The 24450-nt window shown below is 71.7% G+C and carries 24 protein-coding genes and 1 pseudogene; 11 read left to right on the top strand and 14 right to left on the bottom strand.

The genetic code is table 11. The annotated features are described in order from the left end of the window. The first annotated feature begins 162 nt into the window (after nt 1-162). The gene (locus tag ACFFR3_RS50135) at nt 163-1737 is read left to right on the top strand and encodes a pectate lyase family protein (RefSeq protein ID WP_379485511.1); all 1575 of its coding nucleotides are present in this window, start codon (nt 163-165) and stop codon (nt 1735-1737) included. A 26-nt stretch (nt 1738-1763) separates the two neighbouring features. Here the strand turns inward: ACFFR3_RS50135 and ACFFR3_RS50130 are convergent, their stop codons facing one another. Next, nucleotides 1764-2807: an aldo/keto reductase gene (locus ACFFR3_RS50130; protein ID WP_379485510.1), complete on the bottom strand. Its 1044-nt coding sequence runs from the start codon at nt 2805-2807 to the stop codon at nt 1764-1766. Between the two features lie 138 nt (nt 2808-2945). On the opposite strand from ACFFR3_RS50130, the gene ACFFR3_RS50125 reads away from it, so the two are divergent. After that, entirely contained in the window at nt 2946-3509 is a 564-nt protein-coding gene (locus ACFFR3_RS50125) for a TetR/AcrR family transcriptional regulator (protein ID WP_345385243.1), read from the top strand. On the opposite strand, the gene ACFFR3_RS50120 is transcribed toward ACFFR3_RS50125, so the two are convergent. Continuing rightward, nucleotides 3427-4674: an acyltransferase family protein gene (locus tag ACFFR3_RS50120; protein ID WP_379485509.1), complete on the bottom strand. Its 1248-nt coding sequence runs from the start codon at nt 4672-4674 to the stop codon at nt 3427-3429. The genes ACFFR3_RS50125 and ACFFR3_RS50120 overlap by 83 nt on opposite strands. Nucleotides 4675-4765: 91 nt before the next feature. Between ACFFR3_RS50120 and ACFFR3_RS50115 the strand changes: the two genes are divergently transcribed. Together ACFFR3_RS50115 and ACFFR3_RS50110 are read left to right on the top strand one after the other, a co-directional pair. Beyond that, entirely contained in the window at nt 4766-5104 is a 339-nt protein-coding gene (locus tag ACFFR3_RS50115) for a YciI family protein (RefSeq protein WP_345385246.1), read from the top strand. Continuing rightward, the gene (locus ACFFR3_RS50110) at nt 5101-6324 is read left to right on the top strand and encodes an RNA polymerase sigma factor (RefSeq protein ID WP_345385247.1); all 1224 of its coding nucleotides are present in this window, start codon (nt 5101-5103) and stop codon (nt 6322-6324) included. Before ACFFR3_RS50115 ends, ACFFR3_RS50110 begins: the two co-directional genes overlap by 4 nt. A gap of 116 nt (nt 6325-6440) precedes the next feature. On the opposite strand, the gene ACFFR3_RS50105 is transcribed toward ACFFR3_RS50110, so the two are convergent. Then, nucleotides 6441-7469 (bottom strand): LacI family DNA-binding transcriptional regulator, encoded by a 1029-nt coding sequence (locus ACFFR3_RS50105; protein WP_379485508.1) that lies wholly within the window; start codon nt 7467-7469, stop codon nt 6441-6443. 179 nt (nt 7470-7648) lie between these two features. On the opposite strand from ACFFR3_RS50105, the gene ACFFR3_RS50100 reads away from it, so the two are divergent. Continuing rightward, nucleotides 7649-8860 (top strand): PP2C family protein-serine/threonine phosphatase, encoded by a 1212-nt coding sequence (locus ACFFR3_RS50100; protein ID WP_345385249.1) that lies wholly within the window; start codon nt 7649-7651, stop codon nt 8858-8860. 42 nt (nt 8861-8902) lie between these two features. Here ACFFR3_RS50100 and ACFFR3_RS50095 read toward each other — a convergent pair whose 3' ends face one another. The 5 genes and pseudogenes from ACFFR3_RS50095 to ACFFR3_RS50075 form a co-directional block, all read right to left on the bottom strand. Then, nucleotides 8903-9211 carry a MiAMP1 family antimicrobial peptide gene (locus tag ACFFR3_RS50095; protein WP_345385250.1) on the bottom strand — a complete coding sequence of 103 codons (309 nt, stop codon included), beginning with the start codon at nt 9209-9211 and terminating at the stop codon, nt 8903-8905. A 39-nt stretch (nt 9212-9250) separates the two neighbouring features. Further along, nucleotides 9251-9547, bottom strand: a complete 297-nt coding sequence (locus ACFFR3_RS50090; RefSeq protein WP_345385251.1) for a DUF3040 domain-containing protein — start codon at nt 9545-9547, stop codon at nt 9251-9253. A gap of 22 nt (nt 9548-9569) precedes the next feature. Beyond that, nucleotides 9570-10926 (bottom strand): annotated as a pseudogene (locus ACFFR3_RS50085) (cytochrome c oxidase subunit I). Nucleotides 10927-11018: 92 nt separating this feature from the next. Continuing rightward, nucleotides 11019-12824 (bottom strand): sensor histidine kinase, encoded by a 1806-nt coding sequence (locus tag ACFFR3_RS50080; protein ID WP_364382813.1) that lies wholly within the window; start codon nt 12822-12824, stop codon nt 11019-11021. Further along, nucleotides 12814-13527, bottom strand: a complete 714-nt coding sequence (locus tag ACFFR3_RS50075; RefSeq protein ID WP_345385253.1) for a response regulator transcription factor — start codon at nt 13525-13527, stop codon at nt 12814-12816. Before ACFFR3_RS50075 ends, ACFFR3_RS50080 begins: the two co-directional genes overlap by 11 nt. A gap of 115 nt (nt 13528-13642) precedes the next feature. Between ACFFR3_RS50075 and ACFFR3_RS50070 the strand changes: the two genes are divergently transcribed. Continuing rightward, nucleotides 13643-14236 carry a hypothetical protein gene (locus ACFFR3_RS50070; protein WP_364382810.1) on the top strand — a complete coding sequence of 198 codons (594 nt, stop codon included), beginning with the start codon at nt 13643-13645 and terminating at the stop codon, nt 14234-14236. Nucleotides 14237-14312: 76 nt separating this feature from the next. On the opposite strand, the gene ACFFR3_RS50065 is transcribed toward ACFFR3_RS50070, so the two are convergent. Next, on the bottom strand, nt 14313-14807 hold the full coding sequence (locus ACFFR3_RS50065; RefSeq protein ID WP_364382807.1) for a nitroreductase family deazaflavin-dependent oxidoreductase: 495 nt from the start codon (nt 14805-14807) through the stop codon (nt 14313-14315). After that, nucleotides 14804-15232, bottom strand: a complete 429-nt coding sequence (locus ACFFR3_RS50060; protein WP_379485507.1) for a hypothetical protein — start codon at nt 15230-15232, stop codon at nt 14804-14806. The genes ACFFR3_RS50065 and ACFFR3_RS50060 overlap by 4 nt, the downstream gene beginning before the upstream one ends. Before the next feature lie 107 nt (nt 15233-15339). Here ACFFR3_RS50060 and ACFFR3_RS50055 point away from each other — a divergent pair, with 107 nt between their 5' ends. Further along, nucleotides 15340-15951, top strand: a complete 612-nt coding sequence (locus ACFFR3_RS50055; protein WP_345385255.1) for a TetR/AcrR family transcriptional regulator — start codon at nt 15340-15342, stop codon at nt 15949-15951. Here the strand turns inward: ACFFR3_RS50055 and ACFFR3_RS50050 are convergent. The 4 genes from ACFFR3_RS50050 to ACFFR3_RS50035 all read right to left on the bottom strand — a co-directional run bounded on the left by ACFFR3_RS50050 (nt 15945) and on the right by ACFFR3_RS50035 (nt 20048). Further along, nucleotides 15945-16406: a hypothetical protein gene (locus ACFFR3_RS50050; protein WP_379485506.1), complete on the bottom strand. Its 462-nt coding sequence runs from the start codon at nt 16404-16406 to the stop codon at nt 15945-15947. The genes ACFFR3_RS50055 and ACFFR3_RS50050 overlap by 7 nt on opposite strands. A 61-nt stretch (nt 16407-16467) precedes the next feature. Beyond that, nucleotides 16468-17334: a universal stress protein gene (locus tag ACFFR3_RS50045; RefSeq protein WP_379485505.1), complete on the bottom strand. Its 867-nt coding sequence runs from the start codon at nt 17332-17334 to the stop codon at nt 16468-16470. Nucleotides 17335-17415: 81 nt separating this feature from the next. Continuing rightward, nucleotides 17416-18849: a cellulase family glycosylhydrolase gene (locus tag ACFFR3_RS50040; RefSeq protein ID WP_379485504.1), complete on the bottom strand. Its 1434-nt coding sequence runs from the start codon at nt 18847-18849 to the stop codon at nt 17416-17418. 194 nt (nt 18850-19043) lie between these two features. Next, nucleotides 19044-20048: a LacI family DNA-binding transcriptional regulator gene (locus ACFFR3_RS50035; protein ID WP_364382791.1), complete on the bottom strand. Its 1005-nt coding sequence runs from the start codon at nt 20046-20048 to the stop codon at nt 19044-19046. A gap of 142 nt (nt 20049-20190) precedes the next feature. Here ACFFR3_RS50035 and ACFFR3_RS50030 point away from each other — a divergent pair, with 142 nt between their 5' ends. The 4 genes from ACFFR3_RS50030 to ACFFR3_RS50015 are packed head-to-tail and all read left to right on the top strand — an operon-like array spanning nt 20191 to nt 24419. Continuing rightward, the gene (locus ACFFR3_RS50030) at nt 20191-21528 is read left to right on the top strand and encodes an ABC transporter substrate-binding protein (protein WP_379485503.1); all 1338 of its coding nucleotides are present in this window, start codon (nt 20191-20193) and stop codon (nt 21526-21528) included. Continuing rightward, nucleotides 21525-22406, top strand: coding sequence for a carbohydrate ABC transporter permease (locus ACFFR3_RS50025; protein ID WP_379485502.1), 882 nt, complete (start codon nt 21525-21527; stop codon nt 22404-22406). The genes ACFFR3_RS50030 and ACFFR3_RS50025 overlap by 4 nt, the downstream gene beginning before the upstream one ends. Continuing rightward, nucleotides 22403-23239 (top strand): carbohydrate ABC transporter permease, encoded by an 837-nt coding sequence (locus ACFFR3_RS50020; protein ID WP_345385263.1) that lies wholly within the window; start codon nt 22403-22405, stop codon nt 23237-23239. Before ACFFR3_RS50025 ends, ACFFR3_RS50020 begins: the two co-directional genes overlap by 4 nt. A gap of 13 nt (nt 23240-23252) precedes the next feature. After that, complete coding sequence (locus ACFFR3_RS50015) at nt 23253-24419, top strand: acetate/propionate family kinase (protein ID WP_379485501.1); 1167 nt, start codon at nt 23253-23255, stop codon at nt 24417-24419. The last annotated feature ends 31 nt before the right edge of the window (nt 24420-24450 follow it).

Raw genomic sequence — 24450 nt, 5'->3', positions numbered from 1 at the left:
TTCCTACGGTGGCGCTACTCACGGACACGGACGTGGTCACTCATGTGAGCGGTGCGCACTCGCTGGGGGGAATCCGGCGTGCGGGTCATCCCGTACGCGCCGGACCAGCAAGGACCCGGCTGCCGACAGCAGCCCGGCATCGACGACGAAGATGGGACGAGCATGAGACGAGCAGTCGTGTTACGCGTCGGCGCGGCACTCGCCGCGGCGGTCACGGCCGCGGCGGCCGGGGCGGCCGTGCCGATGTTGCAGGCGTCGGCCGCACCGGCCGCCGCACTCGCCGCGGCCGGCAACGCCACCGGCTTCGCCTCCGCCAACGGCGGGACCACCGGCGGCGCGGGCGGCCAGACCGTACGCGCCACCACGGGCACCGCGATCCACCAGGCCCTCTGCAGCCGGGCCAGCAGCAGCACCCCGATCACCATCCAGGTCGAGGGCACGATCAACCACGGCAACACCAGCAAGGTGTCCGGCAGCAGCTGCAACACCGCGGCCGGCGTGATCGAGCTCAAGCAGATCAGCAACGTCACGATCATCGGGGTCGGCAACGGCGCCGTCTTCGACCAGCTCGGCATCCACATCCGCGAGGCGAGCAACATCATCATCCAGAACGTCACGGTCAGGAACGTCAAGAAGTCGGGCTCGCCCACCTCCAACGGCGGCGACGCGATCGGCATGGAGAGCGACGTCCGCAACGTGTGGGTCGACCACGTCACGCTGGAGGCGTCGGGCGGCGAGTCGGAGGGCTTCGACGGCCTGTTCGACATGAAGAACAACACGCAGTACGTGACGCTGTCGTACAGCATCCTGCGCAACTCCGGCCGCGGTGGGCTGATCGGCTCCAGCGAGAGCGACCGCTCCAACGGGAACGTCACCTTCCACCACAACCTGTACAGCAACATCGACTCGCGTACGCCCCTGCTGCGCGGCGGCATCGCCCACATGTACAACAACCACTACAGGAGCCTGCACGAGTCCGGCATCAACTCGCGGGCCGGCGCCCGGGCGAAGGTGGACAACAACTACTTCGAGGACTCCAAGGACGTCCTCGGCACCTTCTACACCGACGAGGCCGGCTACTGGCAGGTCAGCGGCAACATCTTCGACAACGTGACCTGGGGCGCCCGCGACGACGAGCACAACCCGGCCGGCCCGAACCCGCAGTCCAACACCAGCGTGAGCGTCCCCTACTCCTACGCCCTCGACGGCGCGAGCTGCGTGCCCGACATCGTGAACAGGACGGCGGGCGCCAACAAGGGCCTGCAGGTGTCGAACGGCAACTGCACCCCGACCAATCCGCCGACGGACCCGACCGACCCGCCCACCGACCCCACGGATCCGCCCACGGACCCGCCCACGGACCCGCCCAGCGGCACGAACCTCAGCCTCGGCGCGGGCTCCGACGGCTCCAGCAAGGGCAGCGGCACGAGCTACGGCAACGTGCGTGACGGGAACATGAGCACGTACTGGTCTCCGTCTGGCTCGACCGGCGACATCTCGATCAAGTGGGGCTCGGCGACGACGGTCGGCCGGGTCGTGATCCGCGAGGCGTCCGGCGCGACGGGCGCGATCGGGTCGTGGCAGCTGCTCAACGCCGACAACGGGGCCGTGCTGAAGTCCGGCACCGGGGCGGGCACGATCAGCTTCACGCCGACGTCGCTGAAGAAGGTGACGTTCCGGATCACCGGCTCGAACGGCACCCCCAGGGTCGCCGAGTACGAGACCTACGCCTCCTGACCGGGAGCCGCCGCGCCGCCCCTTGGTCAGGCGGCGCGGCGGCGACGCCGGGGATCGGCGAGGACGGCGGCGCCGTAGCTCGCGTCGTGCGGGTTGACGTCGGTGCCGGGCGCCACGACCTGGTCGATCCGGTCGAGCACGTCGGACGTCAGCACGACGTCCGCGGCCTGGAGCTGGTCGTGCAGATGCGCCGCGGTACGCGGGCCGATGATCGCCGCGGTGACCGCCGGGTGCGTGGTGACGAACGCCAGGGCGAGCTGGATCAGCGTCAGGCCGGCCTCGTCGGCGATGCCGGCCAGCGCGGTGGCGGCGTCGAGCTTGGCCTGGTTGGCGGGTACGGACAGGTCGTAGTGGGCCAGGGTGTGACTGAACGGCATCGTCCGGGTGCGGTGGCTGGACGCCTGCGCCGCGTCCCGCCGCCACCGCCCGGTCAGCCAGCCTCCGGCCAGCGGGCTCCACGCGAGCACCCCCATCCGGTACGTCTCGCAGGTCGGCAGCACGTCGGCCTCGACGCCGCGGACGAGCAGTGAGTACGGCGGCTGCTCGCAGACGAACCGCTCACGGCCCCGCCGCTCGGCCGTCCACTGCGCCTCGACGACGGCCGAGGGCGTGAACGTCGACGATCCGGCGTAGCGGATCTTACCGGCGCGGACGAGGTCGGTGAGCGCGCCGAGCGTCTCGTCGATGTCGGTGGCCGGGTCGGGCCGGTGCACCTGGTAGAGGTCGATGTGGTCGGTGCCGAGACGGCGCAGGCTCTCCTCGCAGGCCCGGATGATCCAGCGCCGGGACGCGCCGCGCTCGTTGCGTCCCGGGCCCATAGGGCTGGACACCTTGGTCGCCAGGACGACGTCGTCGCGCCGCCCGGCGATCGCCTTGCCGACGATGACCTCGGACTCGCCGTCGGAGTAGACGTCGGCGGTGTCGATGAGGTTGACGCCGGCGTCGAGTGCCGTCCGGATGACGCCGATCGAGGCGTCGTGGTCGGGGTTGCCCCAGCGGCCGAACATCATCGCGCCCAGGCACAACGTACTGACCTGGACTCCTGTGCTTCCGAGCGTGCGGTAGCGCATGGCGGGACCGCCCTTCTTGGTCGAGTGATGGCACCGCGGGGCGTCTGCTACCGTCGCGGATAAGCGGAGTCGGGTCCGCTTATCCGGAGACTAAGCGGACCCGGCTCCACATAGCAACTCGGAAGACAGGACGACTCCATGCCTGAGTCCGGCCGGCCGATGCGGGCCGACGCGCGGGCCAACGAGGACAAGCTGCTCGCCGCGGCGGCCTCGGCCTTCGCACGCGACGGCGCCGCCGCCACCCTGAAGCAGATCGCGAGGGACGCCGGCGTCGGGATCGCCACCCTCTATCGGCGCTTCCCCACCCGCGAACTGCTGGTCGACGCCACCTACCGCTATGAGACGGCCAGGCTGGCCGACCGCCCCGCCGCCCTGCTCGCCGAGCTGCCGGCCGACCGCGCCCTGCGGGCGTGGATGTCGGAGGTCCTCGACCACCTGGTCACCAAGCAGGGCATGGCCGACACGCTCAAGACGCTGCTGCGCGGCGACGCGGAGCTCGGCTCGCAGACCCGCGAGCAGCTCACGGCCGCGGTCGAGGAGTTGCGCCGGGCCGGTTCCGATCAGGGGGTGCTGCGGGAGGACGTACCGGCGGGCGACATCCTCATGGCGCTGGCCGGCGTCACCCTCGCGGCCGGCGACCCCCGCCAGCGGGAGCAGGCGGAGCGCCTGCTCGACCTGCTGATGGACGGTCTCGCCCCTTGACCAGGCGGCGGCCGACGAGCTGCATGGGGAGCTCGATGCAGCGGTGGCTGAGCCAGCTGAGCGGCAGCAGCAGCGCCAGGAAGAGCACGCCCGCGCCGAGCTGGGCCGCCGCCGGCGCGCCGCGCAGCTCCCCCACCACCCGCATGAGGATCAGCAGCAGCGGCAGGTGCACGAGGTAGAGGGAGTAGCTGATCGTGCCGAGCCAGGTGAGCGCGGCGGGCAGCGTACGGGACCGGCAGGCCATGGCGGCGGCGAACGTGAGCACGGCCAGCAGGATCGTCAGGCCCCACACCTTCGGCTGCACCCACCACCAGCCGGCGTTGCGCGCCCACAGCGGCAGCGCGGCCACCAGCAGGCCGGTGGCGGCGACCGGCCAGAGCGGGCCCGCGCCGCGTTCCCACCGGTGCACGGCCGTGCCGGCGAACATCACCGCCAGGATCGCCGCACCGAACCAGGGGACGCGGCTGCTCAGCAGCACCAGCGCGAGCGCCATCACCCCCAGCGCGCAGGCCGCCACCGTACGGCCCCACCCCGACACCACGCACGCGAGCCCGACCGCGAACAGCCCGAACGTCACCCAGGACAGCCACCCGCCCGACAGCGGCGGCGCGATCATGGCCAGCCCCGCGACCAGCCCGAGCACCGCGAACAGGCCGGGCAGCAGCCCCCACCTGTCCCGCACGCCCACCGTGAACAGCGCGGCGGCCAGCAGGTAGAACACCATCTCGTACGACAGCGTCCACATCGTGTTCAGCACGCCCGCGGTGCCCACGGCGTCCATGAGCATGGTGGCGTGCGCGGCCACGGAGGACAGGTCGCGCGGCACCTCGGCCCGTACGGGGATCCACCAGGCGAGCACGAGCACCAGCACGATCATCGCCAGATAGAGCGGATAGAGCCGGAAGAACCGCCCGATCCAGAAGGCCCGCACGTCACCGTGCCGCTCCAGCGAGGCTGGGATGATGTAGCCGCTGACCAGGAAGAACACCAGCACGCCGTAGACGCCGAGATTGAACGCGGTGGGCCGCAGCCACGGCATGGCCCAGGTGCACAGGTGCTCCCCCACCACCGCGAGGGCGCCGAGCCCGCGCAGGGCGTCCAGCCAGGCGAGCCGGGCGGGGGCCGCTGACGCGGTGCGAGAGGTGACGGATAAAGCAGGGGACATGAGGATCAAAGTATCGGAACCGCCGCTCTGTCGTATGGGGCGTCGTCCCGATCGTCTTGTTGGTGAGTTCCGAACGACAGGAGGGTGGATCGTGAAGTATGTGCTGATGTTCGTGGAGACCGAGGAGTTCGCCAAGGAACTGGAGGCCATGGGCGAGCTGGAGCAGCGGGCCGCGTACGAGGCGGTGGGGCGGTGGTTCGCCGAGCACGCCGACAAGATCACCCACCACGCGCACCTGGCGCCCGCCCACACGGCGACCACCGTACGGGTGGACCGCCCCGAGCCTGTGATCACGGACGGGCCGTTCGTGGAGGGCAAGGAGGTCGTGAGCGGGTTCGCGGAGGTCGAGGTGGCGGACTTGGACGAGGCGCTGGCGCTGGCCCGCGCGTGGCCCGCCTGCCCGATCGTGGAGATCCGCCCCCTCACATGAACCCGCACCACTGTGAGCCGGGTGCCGAGGCGAGTCGGGAGGTGCTGGCCGCCGTCGTGCGTGAGCATGCCGGCCGGCTGGCCGCCTCGCTGGTGTCGCTGCTCGGCGACTTCTCCGCCGCCGAAGACCTGGTGCAGGACGCGGTGGAGACCGCGCTGCGCCGCTGGCCCGAGGAGGGCGTACCGGAACGGCCGGAGGCGTGGCTGTTCACGGTCGCCCGGCGACGCGGCCTGGACGTGCTGCGCCGCGAGTCGAACCTGCGGTCCAAGCTGGCCCGCCTCACCTGGCCCGGCCCCGCCCCGGGCGACGACCGGCTACGGCTGATCTTCACCTGCTGCCACCCTGCCCTGTCGCGGGCCGCGCAGATCGCGCTGACGCTGCGGGTGGTGTGCGGGCTGTCGATGGCGCAGATCGCGGCGGCGTTCCTGGTGCCGGAGCCCACGGTGGCGCAGCGCGTCACCCGTGCCAAGCGCAAGATCGGCGAGGCCGGCATCCCGTACCGGATGCCCACGGCAGAAGAGCTGCCCCAGCGCCTCGACGACGTGCTGGCGGTGATCTACCTGCTGTTCAACGAGGGCTACCTGACCAGCACCGCTGACCGGGCGCAGGCGGCCGACCTGGTGGCGGAGGCCGAGTGGCTGGCGGCGCTGCTGGTGGGCCTGATGCCGAAGGAGCCGGAGGCGGCCGGCCTGCTGGCGCTGATCCGCCTGCACCGGGCGCGCGGCGCGGCCAGGTTCGACGACCGGGGCAACCTGGTCCTGCTCCCCGACCAGGACCGCTCGCTCTGGGACCACACCGCCATCGCCGAGGCCACCACCCTCCTGACGCGGGCGGCCCGCGCACACCGGCGGCCGGGCCCGTACCAGGTGCAGGCCGCGATCGTGGCCTGCCACGCCGAGGCCGCGACCTTCGCCGACACCGACTGGCCCCAGATCCTCGTCCTCTACGACCTGCTCCTGCACCTGTCCCCCTCCCCCGTCACCCGCCTGCACCGGGCAGTCGCCGTACGCCACGTCCACGGCCCGCGAGCAGCGCTTGAGGAGCTGAAGAACCTGGCCGGCCCCCTGGACCGCTACCCGCTCTTCCACGCGACACGGGCGGAACTCCTCCGCGCCACCGGCCACCGCACCGAGGCCAGGGACGCCGACGAGCGGGCCCTGCAGCTGACCACCAACCCCGCCCAGCAGGCCCTCCTGGAACAGCGGCTCACCTGGGACTGACGGCGTCGCGCACCTCCCGCGGTGAGCAACGGCGACGACGCGGGCGTCGTCGATGGCGTCGTCCAGCCAGGTCAGGTCGTCGAGCGGGGCACGCGGGTCCAGCGTGCGCAGGGGGATCACAGCCAGGCACCTTTCCGCTCGTCACGGCGGCGTCGCAGGGTGGAGCCTTCGATCAGGTCGCAGGGCAAGAGCTCCTGGGGGGTGGTGCCGGTTTCTAGCACTTTGGTCAGGAGTTCGACGGCTTTGCGGCCCATTTCGCGGCGGGGGATGCGGAAGCCGGTGAAGTCGGTGTCCGTGTGGACGGGGCGGGTGGCTGAGCCGAGGGTGATCACGGATAGGTCGTCGGGGATGGCGAGGTCTCCTTCGGCCGCTGCTTGGAGGAACGGTACGGCGTCGGCCTGTTCTTCGAAGAAAGCGGCGGTGGCCCCGGTGGCGCGTACGGCGCCCAAGAGGTCAGGGTGATCCGGGGGCAGGCGAGAGAATGTGACGCCCAGGTCGGTGGTCGCCTGGACGAAGCCGGTGAAGCGGTCGGCGGTCGATTCGGCGCCCTCGCCCGTGCCGACGTAGACCAATCTGCGGTGGCCGAGGTGGGCGGCCCTTTGCACCAGGGCGCGGGTGGCCGCCGGGTAGTCGGCGCCGACGTACGGCACCGGCCCGCCCGCGTCGTCGCGGCGGCCGACGGACACGAACGGGATCTGGTCGGCGATGAGCCTGGCCAGGTCGTCGCTGTCGACCGTCCGCCCGAGCAGCACGCACCCGTCGGCGAGCCGGACCCGGCTGTCCTCATGGAAGATGCGCCGCCGGCCGGAGACCCGGGCGCTGGTGAAGAGCAGCAGGTCGCAGCCGGCCTCCTCGGCGCGCTCCTCGATGCCGACGAGGAACGGGTGGTAGAAGTCGGCGCTGGTGGCGGGGAAGACCGCCTCGTAGGTGAAGACGCCGAGGATGCGGTTGCGTCCTTCGGCGAGCCGGCGGGCGGCGGGGTCGGCGATGTAGCCGGTCTCCCTGATCACCCGCAGCACCCGCTCGCGGGTCTCGGGCGAGATGCGCACCCCGTTGCCCGCGCGGTTGTTGAGCACCAGTGACACGGTGGTCTGGCTCACGCCCGCCATGCGGGCGATGTCCTGCTGGGTCAGGCGGCGGGCCACGGTCGTACTCCTCGGGTCATGCCCATGAGCGCCGAGTCTGGGACCTCACTGATCACCACGTCAAGAGGTGATACCCCAGTAATAATTCGTATTAGCGGATTTTCCGGCAACCGAGCCGATCCCTTGTGGGTGCCCATCCCGTGGGCGGGAAGGACGGTGTACAGATCAAGGAGGCATTCATGGCGCAGGTGTCGCTCCCCCTGGCGGAGGTCCTCACGGCGGCGGAGAACGCCGCTCCCGTCGAGTCGATCGCCGTAGTGGCCGCGGACCTGCGTGAGCGGTTCATGGCGTCGAGCGTGTCGTTCCTCTTCCTCGACCTGGTGGGCCGGCAGGTGGTGCGCATCACCGAGACCACCGCCGCGCGCCGGGGCCGCGGCGCCGAGCACATCCCTCTCGCGGGCAGCCCGTACGAGGAGGCGCTGCGCACCCAGCGACTGACGCTGATCCCTGAGGACGACGCGTACCGGGTGATCGCGCCGGTCACCAACCGCGGCGACGCCATCGGCCTGCTGGAGCTGACCCTGCCCGAGGCAGGGCCCGAGCTCCTGGAGCAGGTCAGCCAGGCCGCCCACGCGCTGGCCTACATCGTCGTCACCGACCGCCGCTTCACCGATCTCTACCTCTGGGGCCAGCGCACCAGGGCGGTCAACCTGGCCGCGGAGATCCAGCAGCAGCTCCTGCCGTCCTCCCCCACCTGCGAGGCGGCGCAGTTCGTGCTGGCGGCCGTGCTGGTGCCGGCCGACAGCGTGGGCGGCGACAGCTACGACTACACACTCGACCACGACACGCTGCACCTGTCGATCACCGACGCCATGGGCCACGAGGTGGACTCGGCGCTCATGGCCACGCTGGTCGTCAGCGCGTCCCGCAAGGCGCGCCGCGCCTCCCTCGGCCTGGCCGAGCAGGCCCGCCACACGCACGAGGCCCTGCTGGAGCACATGCCGGGCGCGCTGACCACCGGCCAGATGCTGCGGCTGTCGCTGGACGGCGGCCGGCTGCAGCTGGTCAACGCCGGCCATCCGTGGCCGCTGCTGCTGCGCGACGGCGAGGTGGAGGAGGTGACGCTGGAGATCGACCCGCCGTTCGGCTTCCCCTTTCCCGTCGAGCATCGCGTTCAGGACCTCGCGCTGCGTCCAGGCGACCGCCTGGTGCTGCACACCGACGGCATGCAGGAAGGCGCGGCGGAGAAGCTGGACCTGTCCGCGCTCATCCGCGCCACGGCCGGCGACCATCCGCGCGACGTGGTGCGGACGCTGGCCGCCACGGTGTCCGACCTCTGCGGCGGGCATCTGCAGGACGACGCGAGCGTCATGTGCCTCGACTGGCACGGCTCTGACGACCTGACCCGGCACACGCACGCCGGCGCCGACGTCCGTCCGGAACGCCGATGAGCCCGGCCGGAGCAGGCCGGGCTCATCGCGGGGAGCAGGACGTCAGCAGACGATGAAGATGCTCTTCCAGCCCACCGGGGTGCGCTGCTCGGCGTTCCTGTTGGAGGCGAGCGTGAAGTGGGCGACGCCCTGGGCGTTGGGCTGGTTGTACATGCGGCCGCTCTGGCCGTCGCCGTACCACTTGTACGAGCCGTGGTAGGGGATGTTGGACACGCCGCACCGGTCGATGACGACGCTCCTGCCGGTGAACCCGGGGCCCTCGTAGGCGACGTACTGGGAGGCGTAGGCGGCGCCCGCGCCGCCCACGACGAGGGCTGCGGTGAACGCGGAGGTGATGATGAACTTCCTCATGGAAACCCTTCCTTTCGATTACCGAAAGTAAGAGTAAGACTACTTTCCGTGTTCATCCAAGGGGTTTTCCACCTGTGACACGGGCGGCAGCTGCGGCCCGGCGGGCGGGGGCGCGGCATGCCCGGCGAGGATCACCACGAACACCATGACCGTGGTCAGCACGGCGACCGCGGCCAGCAGGCCCGCGATCTCCCTGCGGCTGCCGCGCGCGCCGAAGCCCTTGCGGTGGGTGGCGGCGCTGAGCGCGTCGATGCGGCGGGCGAAGGCGGGGTCGCTCCTGCGCAGGTCGAGCTCGATCTCGGCGAGGATCCGGCGTTCCCGGTCCGACAGGTGCATCGCTCATCACCGCCCTGCGGGGTCAGTCGTCTTCGGCGGGGCCGCGCTCGCGGCCGGAGGTGTGGGGGTAGTGCAGGTCGAACGCCGGCCGCTCGGAACGGATGGGCGGCAGGCGGACGAAGTTGTGCCGGGGCGGCGGGCAGGAGGTGGCCCATTCGAGAGAGTTGCCGAAGCCCCACGGATCATCCACAGAGACTTTCATGCCCTTTCGGGCGGTATGCCAGACGTTGTAGAGGAAGGGCAATGTGGAGGCGCCGAGCAGGAACGCGCCGAGTGACGAGACCATGTGCAGGTCGGTGAAGCCGTCGGCGGCGCTGTAGTCGGCGTACCGTCGCGGCATGCCCGCCACCCCCAGCCAGTGCTGGACGAGGAACGTGGCGTGGAAGCCGACGAACAGCGTCCAGAAGTGCCACTTGCCGAGCCGGTCGTCCAGCATGCGGCCGGTCATCTTGGGCCACCAGAAGTAGAAGCCGGCGAACATCGCGAACACGACGGTGCCGAAGACGACGTAGTGGAAGTGCGCGACCACGAAGTACGTGTCGGTGACGTGGAAGTCGAGCGGCGGCGAGCCGAGGATCATCCCGGTCAGCCCGCCCAGCAGGAACGCGATGAGGAACGTCATGAACGCGAAGAACGGCAGCAGGACCTGCCCGGTGCCGAACATGTGGTGCGCCCACACCGTCATCGACAGGCCGGCGATGGCGATGGTCGCGCCCACGAGGCCGACGTACCCGAAGACCGGTTTGCGGCTGAAGACCGGGATGACCTCGGTGATGATCCCGAAGAACGGCAGCGCGATGATGTAGACCTCGGGATGGCCGAAGAACCAGAACAGGTGCTGCCACAACATGGGCCCGCCGTTCTCGGCCCAGAAGACCTGCGTGCCGAGCTTGCGGTCCGACTCCAGCACCAGCAGCGCGGCGGCCAGCACCGGGAACGCCATCAGCACGAGCATGCTGGTCAGCAGCACGTTCCAGGTGAAGATCGGCATCCGGAACATCGCCATGCCCGGCGCCCGCATGCACACGACGGTGGTGAAGAAGTTGACCGCGCCGAGGATCGTGCCGAGGCCCGACAGCGCGAGGCCCATCAGCCACAGGTCGCCGCCCAGCGTCGGGCTGTACGTCGAGTGCCAGCAGCATCATGATCGTGCCGTGCATGGTGAACAGCTGGTTGTACGCCTCGTTGCTGACCACCTGCAGGCCGGGCTGCATCAGCTCGGCCCTGATGATGAGCGCCATCACCCCGGCCAGCGCGAAGAACAGGAACGAGGCGATCAGATACAGGTAACCGATGACCTTGTGGTCGGTGGTCGACAGCCAGGCCGCGATCACCGCGCCCGTGCGCCGTACCTTGACCGGGGCCAGCGGCGAAGTCAGCGGCTCGCCGCCGGGCTTCACGCTCGTCACATCGCTCTCCGTCGTCGCGTCGGGGGGGTTCGCCAGGACGGCAGGCCGTACGGAGGGCGCCCCTACCCCTGCTCTTCGCCGCAAACCCCGGCGGGCAGGCGAATCGTGAAGATCGAGCCCCGGCCCGGCGTGCTGGTGGCGGAGAGCGTGCCGCCGTGGGCCTCGACGAGCTTGCGGGCGATGGGCAGGCCGAGTCCGCTGCCGCCGGTGCGGCGGTTGCGCGACTTCTCGACCCGCCAGAAGCGCTCGAAGACCAGGGGCAGGTCCGCGGGGGCGATGCCGGTGCCGGTGTCGGCGACGTCGATGAGGAGGTGGTCGCCGTCGCGGCGGGCGTGCAGGGTGACGGCGCCGCCGTGCGGGGTGTGTCGGACGGCGTTGGACACCAGGTTGCCCGCGGCCTGGCGGAGCCGTACGGGGTCGGCGAAGGCGCGCAGGCCACCGTCCGCGCGGGTGCGCAGCGTGACGCCCGCCTGCTCCGCGCCCGCCCGGTGCGCGGTCGCGACCTGGGCCAGCAGGTCGGCCACCTCGACCGGCTCGCGGCGCAGCCGCAGCTCGCCCGCCTCGGCCATGGCGAGGTCCTGCAGGTCGTCGATGATGTGCTGGAGCAGCAGGGCCTCCTCCAGCAGCGAGGAGATCAACTCCCTGTCGGGGGCGACGACGCCGTCCTCCGTCGCCTCCAGCCAGCCCCTGATCGTGCTGAGCGGGGTGCGCAGCTCGTGGGCGACGTCGCTGACCATGGCCTTGCGCAGGTGTTCGAGCTGCTCGCGGCGCTCGGCCATGGCGTTGAACGCGGCCGCGAGGTGGGCGATCTCGTCCCGTCCCTTGACCTCGACGCGCGGCGCCCCGCCCTGCTCCGTGCGGCGGACGGCCTCGGTCAGCTCGCGCAGCGGCCGGCTCAGCCTGGTGCCGGCGACCACGGTGGCGGTCACCGTGAACAGCAGCACCAGCGCGGCCACGCCGGCGATGCGGGCCTGGTTGGCGGGCGACAGGTCGAACCCGGTGGACACGCCGCCGCCGCGGCTGCTGATGAACAGCAGGGCGGGCGGGGCGACGTACGGGCCGAGCTGCTCGCGGCGGGCGGCGGCGAGACAGGTGGAGACGGTGCCGCCGGTGCTCGCCGTCGTGCGCGGCGCGCCGGGCGCGACGGGGGCGGGCTCGCGGGTCCAGGTGAAGTCCGGGTTGACGCGCACGGCGGGCTCGCCCTTGCGTTTCAGGCAGGTGCCGGTGACTTTCTCCAGCGCCGCGAGCGCCCGGCGTTCGGTGGTCGTCGGCTGCTCCAGGACGGGGCTGGGGCACCGGGTCTCGGGGTACGGCTGCGCGCCGCCGGTGGTGAGCGCCGGGCGTCCGTTGGGGCTCTCGGTGACCTGGGCGTCCACGCCGAACGTCCGCCGCAGGCACAGGGCGCGCCGCTGGGCCGTCGCGCGCAGGTCGTCCCGCTCCTTGCGGGTCAGCCGGTACGGCCCCACGGCGCGCGGGTCAATGTGGCCCGGCGTCGCGTCCGCCGACAGCGGGTCGACGACCGCGGAAGGGCGGCTGGGCAGGGCGGCGGTGCGCGGCTCGGCGTCCGAGTCCAGGAGCGGGGTGCGCTGCTCGGTGGTGAGCGTGATGCGGCGGCCGGTGTCGGCGGCCAGCCGGCGCACGAGGTCGCCGGCGTCGTCCCAGTCGTGGTGTGTGGCGGCGTAGCCGAGCAGGGTGTCGTAGACGCGGGCGTCGTCGGCGAGCGCCCGGCCCTGCTCCTGCCGGATCGCCACGGTGGTGCTGCGCGCGGTCAGCCAGGCGGTCGCCGCGATCGAGCCGATCGAGACCAGGACGGACACGGCGAGCAGCCGTACCAGCAGGCTGCGGCGCAGCGGCACCTCACGACGCATCGCACGGGTCCATGGCGGGTTCCGCGGCCAGCTTGTAGCCGACGCCGTAGACGGTGAGCAGGCGTACGGGGCGGCGCCGGGCCGGCTCGATCTTCCTGCGCAGGTTCATCACGTGGACGTCCACGGTCCTGGAGGTGATGTAACGGTCGAAGCCGTGCAGGTGGCTGAGGATCTGCTCGCGGGTGAACACCTGGCCCGGGTGGGCGGCCAGCAGTTCCAGCACCTGGAACTCGCCGGGGGTGCAGTCGACGCGGGCGCCGTCCACGGTGACCTCGTGCCTGGCGGGGTCCACCACGAGCGCTCCGGCCCGCAGCACGGGGGTGCGGTCCTGCCCGGTGCGGGCCGCTCGCCGCAGCAGCGTGCGGACGCGGGCGACCAGCTCGCGCGGGCTGTAGGGCTTGGTCATGTAGTCGTCGGCGCCGAGGTCGAGGCCGAGCAGCAGGTCGTCCTCGGTGGCGCGGGCGGTCAGCATGAGGACCGGGACGTCCGACTCGGCGCGCAGGATGCGGCACACGTCCAGGCCGTCCACCTTGGGCATCATCACGTCGAGCACGAGCAGGTCGGGGGTGCGCGTACGGGCTTCGTCCAGCGCGGCGCGGCCGTCGTGCACGGTGGCGACGGCGTGGCCCTCCCGTTCGAGATAGCGGCGGATCAGCTCCGCCTGCTTCACGTCATCCTCGGCCACCAGGACGTATGCACCCATAGTGGGCGATCGTAGGCGGGCCGGCGGGCTGCCTCCCCACCGGATCCCGGTTCCTCATCCGAGCGCTAAAGGTTCCTGACAAGTTCCTGACATCCGGGAACCATCCTGCTGCGGCATGAGAACCTTCCGTGATCGCCGCGACGCGGCGGCGCTCGCCGTCGCCGCGCTCTCCTGCGGCCTCCTGACCGCCTGCGGCGCCGCCTCGGCCGCCACCGGCCCGGCGAACGCCCCCTCCCCCGCCCCGGCTCCCGCGACCGCCGAGGCGAGTGCCGCCCCCGCCCCTGCCGCCTCCCCGAAGGAGCGGCGGCCGCAGCTCCGCCTGGACAGCACCGCCGCCGAGATCCGCAAATATCGCCTCGCCTACGCCGCCTGCCTCAAGGAGCACGGCATGCCGAGCAAGGGCCCGTGGAACGACCGGGCGGAGCGGGCCGCGCGGCAGGCGTGCAAGAGCAAGGAGCCGCTGCTGCCGCCCGAACTCAGCCCCAGGACGAACCCGCACTACGCCAAGAGCGTCAGGAAGGAGGTCGCCTGCCTGAAGGCGCACGGCTTCGACGTGCACCTGACCCCTGCCCCTGGCTCCGACCCGAACGCGATCGGCTGGCGGTACGGCAGCGTCCCCGGCGACGACGTGGACATCGAGAAGATCCAGAACGACTGCCGCGTGAAGGCGTTCGGCGGCGGCCGTAACCTCGCCCCCGCCCCCATGTGACCTTCGGGCCCCCGCCCCTCAGGGGCGGGGGCAACCGGCCGCCGGCTCGAAGCGGCGACGGTGAACCCGGGGCCGCTCACGAGCGGGGGCGGATGCGGAAGACGGGGTGGCGCTCCTCGATGCGGCGGAAGGCCGCGATCGGCGCCCTCGGGCCCAGGCCGACGTGGGGCCGGGCGCCGGGGGCGACGGCGACGTACCGGCGCAGGATCTCGGCGCGTTGCCCGACCGGCACCTCGCGCAGGACGACCGGCTGCTCGCGGCCCCTGCGGCGCAGCACGGCCACGCCCCCGGCGGCCCGCACGTTGCGCACCCAGCTCGCCTCGGGCCCGAGCATCGAGACGAGGAACTCCCCGCCGCCGTGGCGGGCGACCGCGACGGGGACGGACGTGACGGCCCCGCTGCGCCGCCCCGCCACCTTCAGCACGGCGGCCTGGCGCGGCGACAACCACCCGGCCCCGTACGCGAGGGCGTCCAGCCTGTTCACGAGCCGCATGAACGCGTTGGGCCGACCGCCCCGGTACATCGCCCGCTTGAGCGCCCCGGCCGCCCGCGCCAGACGGGCACCCGTCATCGCGCCCTTCTCCACAAGGCGACCGCGGCGGCCCCCGGCACGCACGGCAGCACCAGCAGCCAGCCGAGCAGCGGCGCCAGGCCGACGTCGCCCGAGGTGTCCTTGATGGTCAGCGCGGCGACCGCGATGAGGATCGCGCTCACCAGCAGCCCGCCGGCCAGCCAGGGCGCCCACCGCTTGCCGGCGCGGACCGCCCAGACCGTGCCCAGCCAGCCCGCCAGCCCCAGGAGGCCGACGGCGCTGAGGATGATCAGGTACGCGCTGACGGCGGCGTCGATCTCGCCGGGCGCGTAGGAGGGGTAGCCGGCGCTGACGTGGCCGGCGAGCACGGCCCTGTCCGCGAACGGGAACAGGGCGGCGCCGGTGGTGAGCGCCGCGCCGGTGTACAGCAGCACCGGGACGGCCCGGTTGCCTGGCGTGGTCATGAGGTGACCCCTTTCAGAAAGTGACTGTCTGGAGAGAGTGACTGTAGGCAGAGGTCGTCGAGACAGTCAATTCCTTGAGACAGTGACTTGCTGATACGGTGGTCGCCATGAGCGGGCTTCGCGAGCGCTGGCGGCTCAAGGCCATGCGCGCCATCCAGGAACGTGCCCTCGACCTGTTCGACGAGCGTGGTTTCGCCGCCGTCACCATCGAGGAGGTCGCCGCTGCCGCCGAGGTCTCGCCGTCGTCGGTCTACCGGATCTTCGGCACGAAGGAGGGCATCGTGGTCACCGACATCGAGTTCGACGCGATGAGCCCCGAGGCGCTCGCCGGGATCTTCGACCCGGCCGACCCGGTCGGCAGCCTGGTGCAGGCCGTGCGCGCGTACGAGGCCCCACAGGGAGACGGACCGCCGGGCGACGGCCCGCAGGCCGGCAAGGGCCCGTGGCGGCGGGTGCGCTACTTCTTCGCCGAGCCGTCCGTCCGCATGGCCGTCTGCGCCACCCTCGACCGGGCCGGGCAGCGCCTCACCCCGGTCATCGCCGAGCGAGGCGGGGTCAACGAGACGCAGGCCAGGGTGATCGCCAACGCCCTCGCGTTCGGCTACTTCGCCGCGCTGGAGCAGTGGTACCTCGACGGCGGCGAGCGCCCCATCGCCGCGTACGTCGAGGACGGCCTGCGCCCCCTGCGCGGCGTACTCGACACTTCTTCACATCAGTGAGAAAAGCCGCGAACCATGTCGCTCCGGCGCGGCAACAGTAGACGGCCACGACCTTCCTGATCGCCTTCCAGCGGCGCGGCGACCACGACCGCGCCCGCCCCGACGCCGCCCCCTGGCTGTTCGGCATCGCCTCCAACGTCATCGGCCGCCACCGGCGCACCGAGACGAGCCTCTACCGGGCCTACGTCCGCACCGGCGTGCACCCCGGCGAGGTGTCGGGAGCGCTCGTCGAGGACGGCGTCGAAACCCTGGCCGTCAACCGGCCGCCGGCGGGCGCCCTGCTGAAGCTGAGGCTGATGCGCGGCATCGAGGCCCCGGCCGCCCGCCGGCGCGCCTTCGGCGGTTCCAGGCCGGTCTTCACCGCGCCGCGACTGCTCGCGGCGGCCGGCGTCGCGGCGGCCGTGGCAGCTCGGCGCCTGGCGGGCCGAGGCGGGCTCCCCCGTCCAGCCCTGCACGCTCGTCGACGACCCCGCGCCGCTCGACGAGGACGGCCCCTCGACCGGCTGAACGCCGGGGTCAGGAGCGGACGACGGCGACCGGGCAGGACGCGTGGTGCAGCACGCTCCTGCTGACCGAGCCGAGCAGCGCCGAGCCGAGGGCGCCGCGGCCCTGTGAGCCGACGACCAGCAGGTCCGCCTGCCGGGACGCGGCGACGAGCGCGTCCACCGGATGCGCGCTGCGCACGTCCTCGACGACCGTCACCTGCGGGTGGGCGTCCTTGAGCCGCTTCAACCGGTCCCGCACGACCTGGTGCTGCGCGGTACGCACCTCATCCAGGTCGTACGTGGCCTCGGGGGCGAGGAGGTGCCCGGGCAGCTGCCAGGCGTGGACGGCTCTGAGCGTGGCGCCGCGCAGGGCGGCCTGCTCGAAGGCGTAGGCGAGGCCGGGCTCGCACTCCGGCGAGTCGTCCACCCCGGCGACGACCTCGCCGTGCTCCTGCTGATCCCGCGCGCGTACCACGACGACGGGGCAGCGGACGTGCCCGGCGAGGCCGTCGCTGACCGAGCCGAGCAGCGCGCCGGAGAACCCGCCGAGGCCGCGGCTGCCGACGACCAGCGCGGCCGCGTCCTCGGCTGCGTCCTCGGCTGCGTCCTCGGCCGCGTCGCGCAGGACGGCGGTTGGCCTGCCCTCCGCCGCCCGCGTGTCCACCTCGACGGACGGCCGGCGCTCGCGGGCCAGGGCCGCCGCCTCCTCCAGCACCCGCCGCCCCTCACGCAGCACCGTCTCGGACAGCGCCTTGCCGGGGCGGGCGCCGACGAGGTACCACGAGGTGTCGGCCGCGTGCACGAGCCGCAGCGGTGAGCCCCTGCGGGAGGCGTCGTCCGCGGCCCATTCGACGGCCGCGCGGGAGGCGACCGAGCCGTCCACACCAACGATGATCATTCGTCCTCCTTCGGTCACCTCCCATCGCACCTCAATAACGCCTGGGATGACAGGACCCAACGGCCCGCGGTCGAGGGCCGATCAGAAGTCGTCGGGGGTGCGGATGCGGTCGCGGATCCAGACGCCGGCCTCCTTGAGCCTGCTCGTCCCGGCGAACGGGCCGTTCGGGCAGGTGCCGGTGGTGAAGACCGCGCCCGTACGGAAGTCGTCGGAGAAGTTCCAGTTCACCCAGCTGATCTTCTTCTGGGCCAGCAGGTCGAGGTACTGCTGGGACCTGGAGAAGTTGTTCGCCCCGTCGCCGGAGGCGCTCTGCGTGCCGAACTCCGTCACGAAGACGGGCAGGCGGTCGGCGGCGCGGGACAGGGTGTTCAGGTAGTCGGTGCCGTGCGTGGCCGCGTAGAAGTGGAACGTGTACATGATGTTGGACGCGTTCACCGGGTTGCTGACGATCTCGCTCTCGTTCGCGCCTGCGGAGACGCCGAGCGACGACCACGCGCGGGTGCCGACCAGGATCGGGGCGTCCGGGTCCTGCTGCCTGATCACCGGGATGAGCTGGTGGGCGTAGTCACGGATGACGTTCCAGGTGACGGCGTCGCCGTTCGGCTCGTTCGCGATCTCGTAGAGCACGTTCTTCTTGCCGTTGTGGCGCTGGGCGATCTCCGTGAAGAACGTCTTCGCGCGGCCCAGGTTGTACATGGGGTCGCCGGGGTCGAGCATGTGCCAGTCGACGATCGCGTACATGCCGCGGGCCGTGGCCGCCTCGATCAGTGCATGCACCCGGTCGGTGAACAGGCGGGGGTTGGTCTCGTACCCGTCCTCCTGGATGTACATCGAGATGCGCAGCACGTCGGCCTTCCAGTCGCCGGCCAGCGCGTCGAGCGAGGCGTCGTTGAGGCACTGCGGGTACCACTGGATGCCGTGGCTGCTCATGCCGCGCAGCTGGATCTGCTTGCCGTGCTCGTTGCAGAGCTTGATGCCGCACACGTGCAGCTGGCCGTTGGCCTGGACCGGGGTGCCGCCGCCTCCGCCGCCCGTGGGCGCGCCGTACACCTCCAGCTCCCACAGCGAGTAACCCCAGGGGGTGCCGCGTTGCGTGCCGTAGACGCGGACGTAGCGGCCGGTGCCGCTGACCGTGAGGTCGTCGGTTCCGCCGTCGCCCGTCGTGGTGGCGTAGACGTCGCTCCAGCTGGATCCGTCGGGCGAGGTCTGGATCCGGTACGCGGTGGCGTGGGCGGTCTCCCAGACCAGGCGTACCCGGGAGACGGTGTGCGCCTGACCGAGATCGACCCGGATCCACTGGGGGTCCGCGCCCTCGGCGCTGGCCCACCGCGTGCCGGTGCTGCCGTCCACCGCCCTGCCCGGCTCCAGGCCGGTGGCCTCGACGGAGGAGGCCGTCGCGGTCTTGCCCTGCGACACCAGGGGATCGGCCGCCGTCGCCGCGCCCGACGGCGCTGAGAGCGGCAGCGTCAGCGCGGCCAGGACCGCGACGATGCCCGCACGTGCGCTTCTCCTCACGAACGACTCCGTTCAGGTTAGGAAAGTTTCTTAACTTGCGGCGCAGCATAGGTTGACACCCTCCCTCACACAAGGCCCAAATCCCAGAAAACCCCCTGAGCTGGGGGTTCGAGCGAGCGAGGGCAGGCGTTCCGAGGAGGAGGCGGGTTCGTGGCGGCGCCCAAGACGCGGACGGGCGCGGGGCGCGGGTTTCGTCAGGTCGTGCGGCCGAGGGTGCTTTCGCGGGGCATGAGGCGGTAGTCGGCTTTCACCTCGCGCGGTGGGCGGTCGGGGCCGTCCATGCGGAGCCGCAGAAGGTCCACTGCCACGCGGGCGAGCTGGGCTTTGTCGGGGGCGACCGTGGTCAGGGTGGGGGTGCTGAAGCGGCCGTCCTCGATGTCGTCGAGGCCGGCGACCGCGATGTCCTCGGGGACGCGCAGCCCCGAGGACAGGATCGTGCGCATGGCGCCGAGGGCCAGCAGGTCGTTGAAGCAGAAGACGGCGTCAGGCGGGGCAGGCGAGTCGAGCAGCCGGGCCATGGCGGCGGCGCCCTCGGCGCGGTGGTAGCGCTCGACCTCGGCGGTCAGCTCGGGCAGCCCGTGCGCGGCGAGCGCCTGGCGGTAGCCGGCCAGCCGCAGCGGCGAGGTGCCGCTGATCGAGTATTGCTGCACGCCCAAGGCGGCGACCCGGCGGCGGCCGAGCCCGATGAGGTGCTCGGTGACGTCGCGGGCCGCGCGTACGTTGTCGATGGCCACGTGGTCGGCGGGCCCGTCGTAGATGCGCTCGCCGAGCAGGACGAGCGAGGTGGCGTCGGTGCGGGCGGCCAGCTCGTCGGCGCCGATGGAGATGGGGCTGAGCAGCAGCCCGTCCACCCGGTGGTCCCTGACGCCGTCGAGGATCGCGCGCTCGCGTTCGAGGCTGCCGTCGGTCTGCTCGATGACGACCAGCCAGCGGTGCTCGGCGGCGGCCCTGATGACGAACCTGGACAGCTCGGCGAAGTAGGGCGCGTCGAGCTCGGGCAGCGCGAGCGCGATCACCCCCGTACGGCCCCGGCGCAGGTTGCGGGCCGACAGGTTGGGCTGGTAGCCGAGCTGCGCCAGCGCCTGCTCCACCTTGGCGCGGGTGGCCGCGGAGACGTGGGCGTAGCCGTTGACGACGTTGGAGACGGTCTTGACCGACACCCCGGCCAGTTGCGCCACATCACGCAGCCGCACGCCCATGGCCGTGCCCCTCTCCTTCGCCGGACACGATGGTAACGCCCCGGTCTCGGCCCCGTACCGGCGCTTTCTCCTGGTTTACAACGTTGGAACAGCGTTGTACAACCGCCGAAGAGTCGTCCGATTCGCGGCAAAGGAGTACGCCATGAGTCATCCACCGTCCCGCCGGACGTTCCTCGGCCTCGCCGGAGCGGCCGGACTGACCGCGCTCACCGCCTGCGGCGGCGGCACCCGGCTGGGCGCGGGCTCGGACGCCCCGGCCACCGCCGCGCCGACGTTCACCGGCAGCGACTACACCGGCCCCAAGGTCACCCTGGAGTACTGGAACGGCTTCACCGGCGGCGACGGCCCCCACATGCGGGCCATGCTCGACGCGTTCAACCAGCAGTTCGCCGGCCGCATCGAGGTGCGCAACGTCACCCGCCGCTGGGAGGACCTCTATCCCGCCATGCCCACCGCCATCAGCGCGGGCAAGGGCCCCGACGTGGCGGTGATCCACAACGACTGGATCGGCACGTTCGCCGTCAGGAAGGTGCTCATCCCGATCGACGACGTCGTGGGCGCGCTGGGGCTCACCGAGGGCGACTTCATCCCGGCCGTGTGGCAGGCGGGCCTGTACGGCGGCAAGCGCTACAGCGTCCCCCTCGACGTGCACTGCCTGGGCGACTACTACAACACCGCGCACCTGGAGAAGATCGGGCTCAAGGAGGCGCCGACCGAGCGGGCCGCGTACGAGGACGCGCTCACCGAGCTGAAGAAGGCCGGGACGAGCACCCCGTTCTGGATGCCCAGCAAGTGGCCGGCGCACCTGATGTTCATGAGCCTGCTGTGGCAGTTCGGCGGCGAGCTCTACGACGCGGACGGCACGAAGGCGCTGTGGGGCTCCGAGCCGGGCGTGCAGGCCCTGAGCTGGATGGTGGAGCAGATCGACAAGGGCTTCAGCCCCGCCAAGGTCGCCCTCGACAGCCAGTACGCCGCCTTCAAGAACGACAAGGTGAGCCTCACCTGGGACGGCATCTGGCAGATCAACGACCTCAAGACCAACGCGCCTTCGCTGAAGTGGGGCCTCGCTCCCATCCCGAACATCGGCGGCACCCCGGCCGTCTGGAGCGCCTCGCACAACTTCGTGCTCACCTCCCAGGCCGGCCGCGACCCGAACAAGGTGCAGGCCGCCAAGGTCTTCATCGACACGCTGAGCCGCCAGTCCACCGAGTGGGCCAAGGCCGGCATGATCCCCGCCCGCAACTCCGCCAGGCAGGCCCCCGAGGTCGCCGGGCTGCCGCAGGTGGGGCTGGCGCGCGACCTCACCGCCTTCCACTTCCTGCCCGCCCTGGCGGGCGTCGGCGACGTGCAGAGCAAGGCACTGGAGCTGGCCGTGGCCAAGGCCGTGCTGAAGCAGAGCGGCCCGGCCGAGGCGCTGAAGGAGGGCGTGGCGACGGCCGACCAGCTGCTGGCCGACAACAAGCGGAAGTACGCCCAGTGAGCCACGCCCGGCGGATGCGGTGGTGGACGCCGTACGCGTTCCTGGCGCCGTACCTGGTGCTGTTCGCGGTGTTCATGGTGCTGCCCATCGGGTTCGGCCTGTGGACGTCGCTGCACGAGTGGGACATCAACCTGCCGGCCAAGCCGTTCGTCGGCCTGGCGCACTACGCCGAGCTGTTCGACCCGGCGAGCGTGGACGGCGGCCGGTTCTGGACGGCGATGCGGGCCACCGGCATCTTCACGGGGGCCTCGGTACCGCTCCTCATCGTGCTGCCGCTGCTGGTGGCGCTGCTGATGAACGGCCGCTTCAAGGGCCGCACGGTCTACCGGGCCGTCTACTTCGCCCCGTACGTGCTCGGCGTCGCCGTGGTCGGCCTGCTCTGGCGTTTCCTGCTGGACGGCAACATCGGCCTGGTCAACCGTTACCTGGGCCTCGAGGTGCAGTGGACCACGGACGTGCCGCCGGCGTGGATCGCGCTGGTCGGCGTGACCGTGTGGTGGACGCTGGGACTCAACGCGGTCATCTTCCTGGCCGGGCTGCAGGACATCCCGCGCGAGCTGCACGAGGCCGCCATGGTGGACGGGGCCGGCCCCTGGCGGCGGCTGCTCGCGGTGACGCTGCCGGGGCTGCGGCCCGTCATGGTGTTCGTGGTGAACGCGACGATCCTGGCCTCGGCGAACATGTTCGGGCAGGCGTACCTCATCACCTCGGGCGCGCCCGCCGACCAGACGAAGACCGCCATCTACCTCATCGCCGAGACCGGCCTGCGCCAGTTCGACATGGGAACGGCCTCAGCGATGAGCTTCATCCTCGCGGCCTTCCTCATGGTGGCCAGCGGGCTGGTGTTCGGCGCGTTCAGGAACAGGCGGGCGCGATGAACGGGGACCTGCGCAAGCTCAGGCGGACGCTGCTGCACCTGGTGCTGGCGGTGATCGCCGCGCTCTACCTCAGCCCGCTGCTCTACATGCTGGTCACCTCGTTCAAGACGCGGGAGGCCGCGCAGTCCACCACGCCGCAGTGGATCCCCGACCCGTTCACGCTCGACGCCTACCGCGAGGTGCTGACCAGCACCGACAGCCCCGTGCTGACCTGGTTCCTGAACAGCCTGCTCGCCGCCACCGGGCACGCCGCGCTGGTGCTGGTGACGGCGGCTCCTGCGGCGTACGCGCTGGCGCGGCTGCGCTTCCGCCTGCGCACGCCGATCTTCTCCGTGGTGGTGGCCACGCTGTTCGTGCCGCCCGTGGTGCTGCTGATCCCCAACTTCCTCATCGTGAACGAGCTGGCCTGGGTGGACAGCCTGCCCGCCGTCATCGTGCCGGGCGCGGCCGGCGCGTTCGGGGTGTTCTTCCTGCGGCAGTTCTTCCTCACGCTGCCGGGCGAGCTGGAGGAGGCGGCCGAGCTGGACGGCTGCAACCGGTGGCAGATCTTCACCTCGATCGCGCTGCCGCTGTCGCGGCCCGCCCTGGCCACGCTGTTCCTGCTGTCGTTCCTGACCAACTGGAACGACTTCCTGTGGCCGATCTACGTGCTGCTCAGCCCCGAGTCGCTGACGCTGCCCGCCGGGCTGGGCAACTTCCAGGGCGCCAACAGCATCAGGTACGACCTGCTGATGACCGGCGCGGTGATCGCCAGCGTGCCTGTGCTGGTGCTGTACTTCGTGGCGCAGCGGTGGGTGATCGAGGGCATCTCGCGGTCGGGGTTGAAGGGGTGAGAGGCTCGTGGGCATGTCCGAACCCGTTCTCGTCCTCAACACCGGCTCATCGTCCATCAAGTACGAGCTGATCAACCCGCGCACCCGTGCCCGCTCGGCGCGGGGGCTGGTCGAGCGCATCGGGCAGGAGCGGGGGCGGCTGACGCACCGCGCCGGCGACGGGCCTCCCTACGTGCGTGAGCAGCCCTTTCCCGACCACGGCGAAGGGCTGGCGGCGGTGCTGGCCGCGTTCTCCTCGGCCGGGCCTGAGCTGGATCCCGTCGCGGTCGGGCATCGGGTGGTGCACGGCGGCACCCGGTTCGGCGATGCCGTGCTGGTCGACGACGAGGTGATCGCGGCCATCGAGGAGCTGGCGCCGCTCGCGCCGCTGCACAACCCGGTCAACCTGACCGGGATCCGGCTCGCCCAGAAGGTGTTCCCCGAGGTGCCGCAGGTGGCGGTGTTCGACACGGCGTTCCACCGGACGTTGCCGCCTGAGGCGTACACGTACGCGGTGCCGCGGGAGTGGGGCGTGCGGCGCTTCGGCTTCCACGGCACTTCCTGCGCGTACGTCTCCCGCCGCGCCGCCGCCCTGCTCGGCCGCGACGATCCGAACCTCATCGTGCTGCACCTCGGCAACGGCGCCGGCGCCACGGCCGTCGAGGGCGGGCGCAGCGTCGACACCTCCATGGGCCTGACCCCGCTGGAGGGCCTGGTGATGGGCACCCGCTCGGGCGACGTGGACCCCGCCCTGGCCGGTTATCTCGCCCGCGCGGAGGGGCTGGACGCCGAGCAGGTGGAGCACGCCCTCAGCCACCGCGGCGGCCTGCTCGCCCTCGCCGGGTCCAGCGACATGCGCGAGGTACGCGCCAGGTCCGGCGACGACGACGCCCGCCTGGCCCTCGCCGTCTACACCCGCCGCATCCGCAAGTACGTCGGCGCCTACTACGCGCTCCTCGGCCGGGTGGACGCCGTCGTCTTCACCGGCGGCGTCGGCGAGAACGACCCCGCCACCCGCGCCGAATCCCTGACCGGCCTCACCCGCCTCGGCATCACCCTGGACCCGGCCCGCAACGAGGCCGCCTCCCACGAGGAACGCGCCGTCTCACCCGACGGAGCCGAGGTCGCGGTACTGGTCATCCCGACGGACGAGGAAGGCGAGATCGCCCACCAGACCCTGGCCCTGGTGACCGCCTCATGATGCGAAGGCCCAGGAGCCGAGGTCGGCGTGG

The sequence above is a fragment of the Nonomuraea salmonea genome, from assembly GCF_042428605.1.
Classification (GTDB): Bacteria; Actinomycetota; Actinomycetes; order Streptosporangiales; family Streptosporangiaceae; genus Nonomuraea; species Nonomuraea salmonea.
Note: the sequence above shows the minus strand (reverse complement) of the source record. Positions and strands in the feature narration are given on the sequence as shown.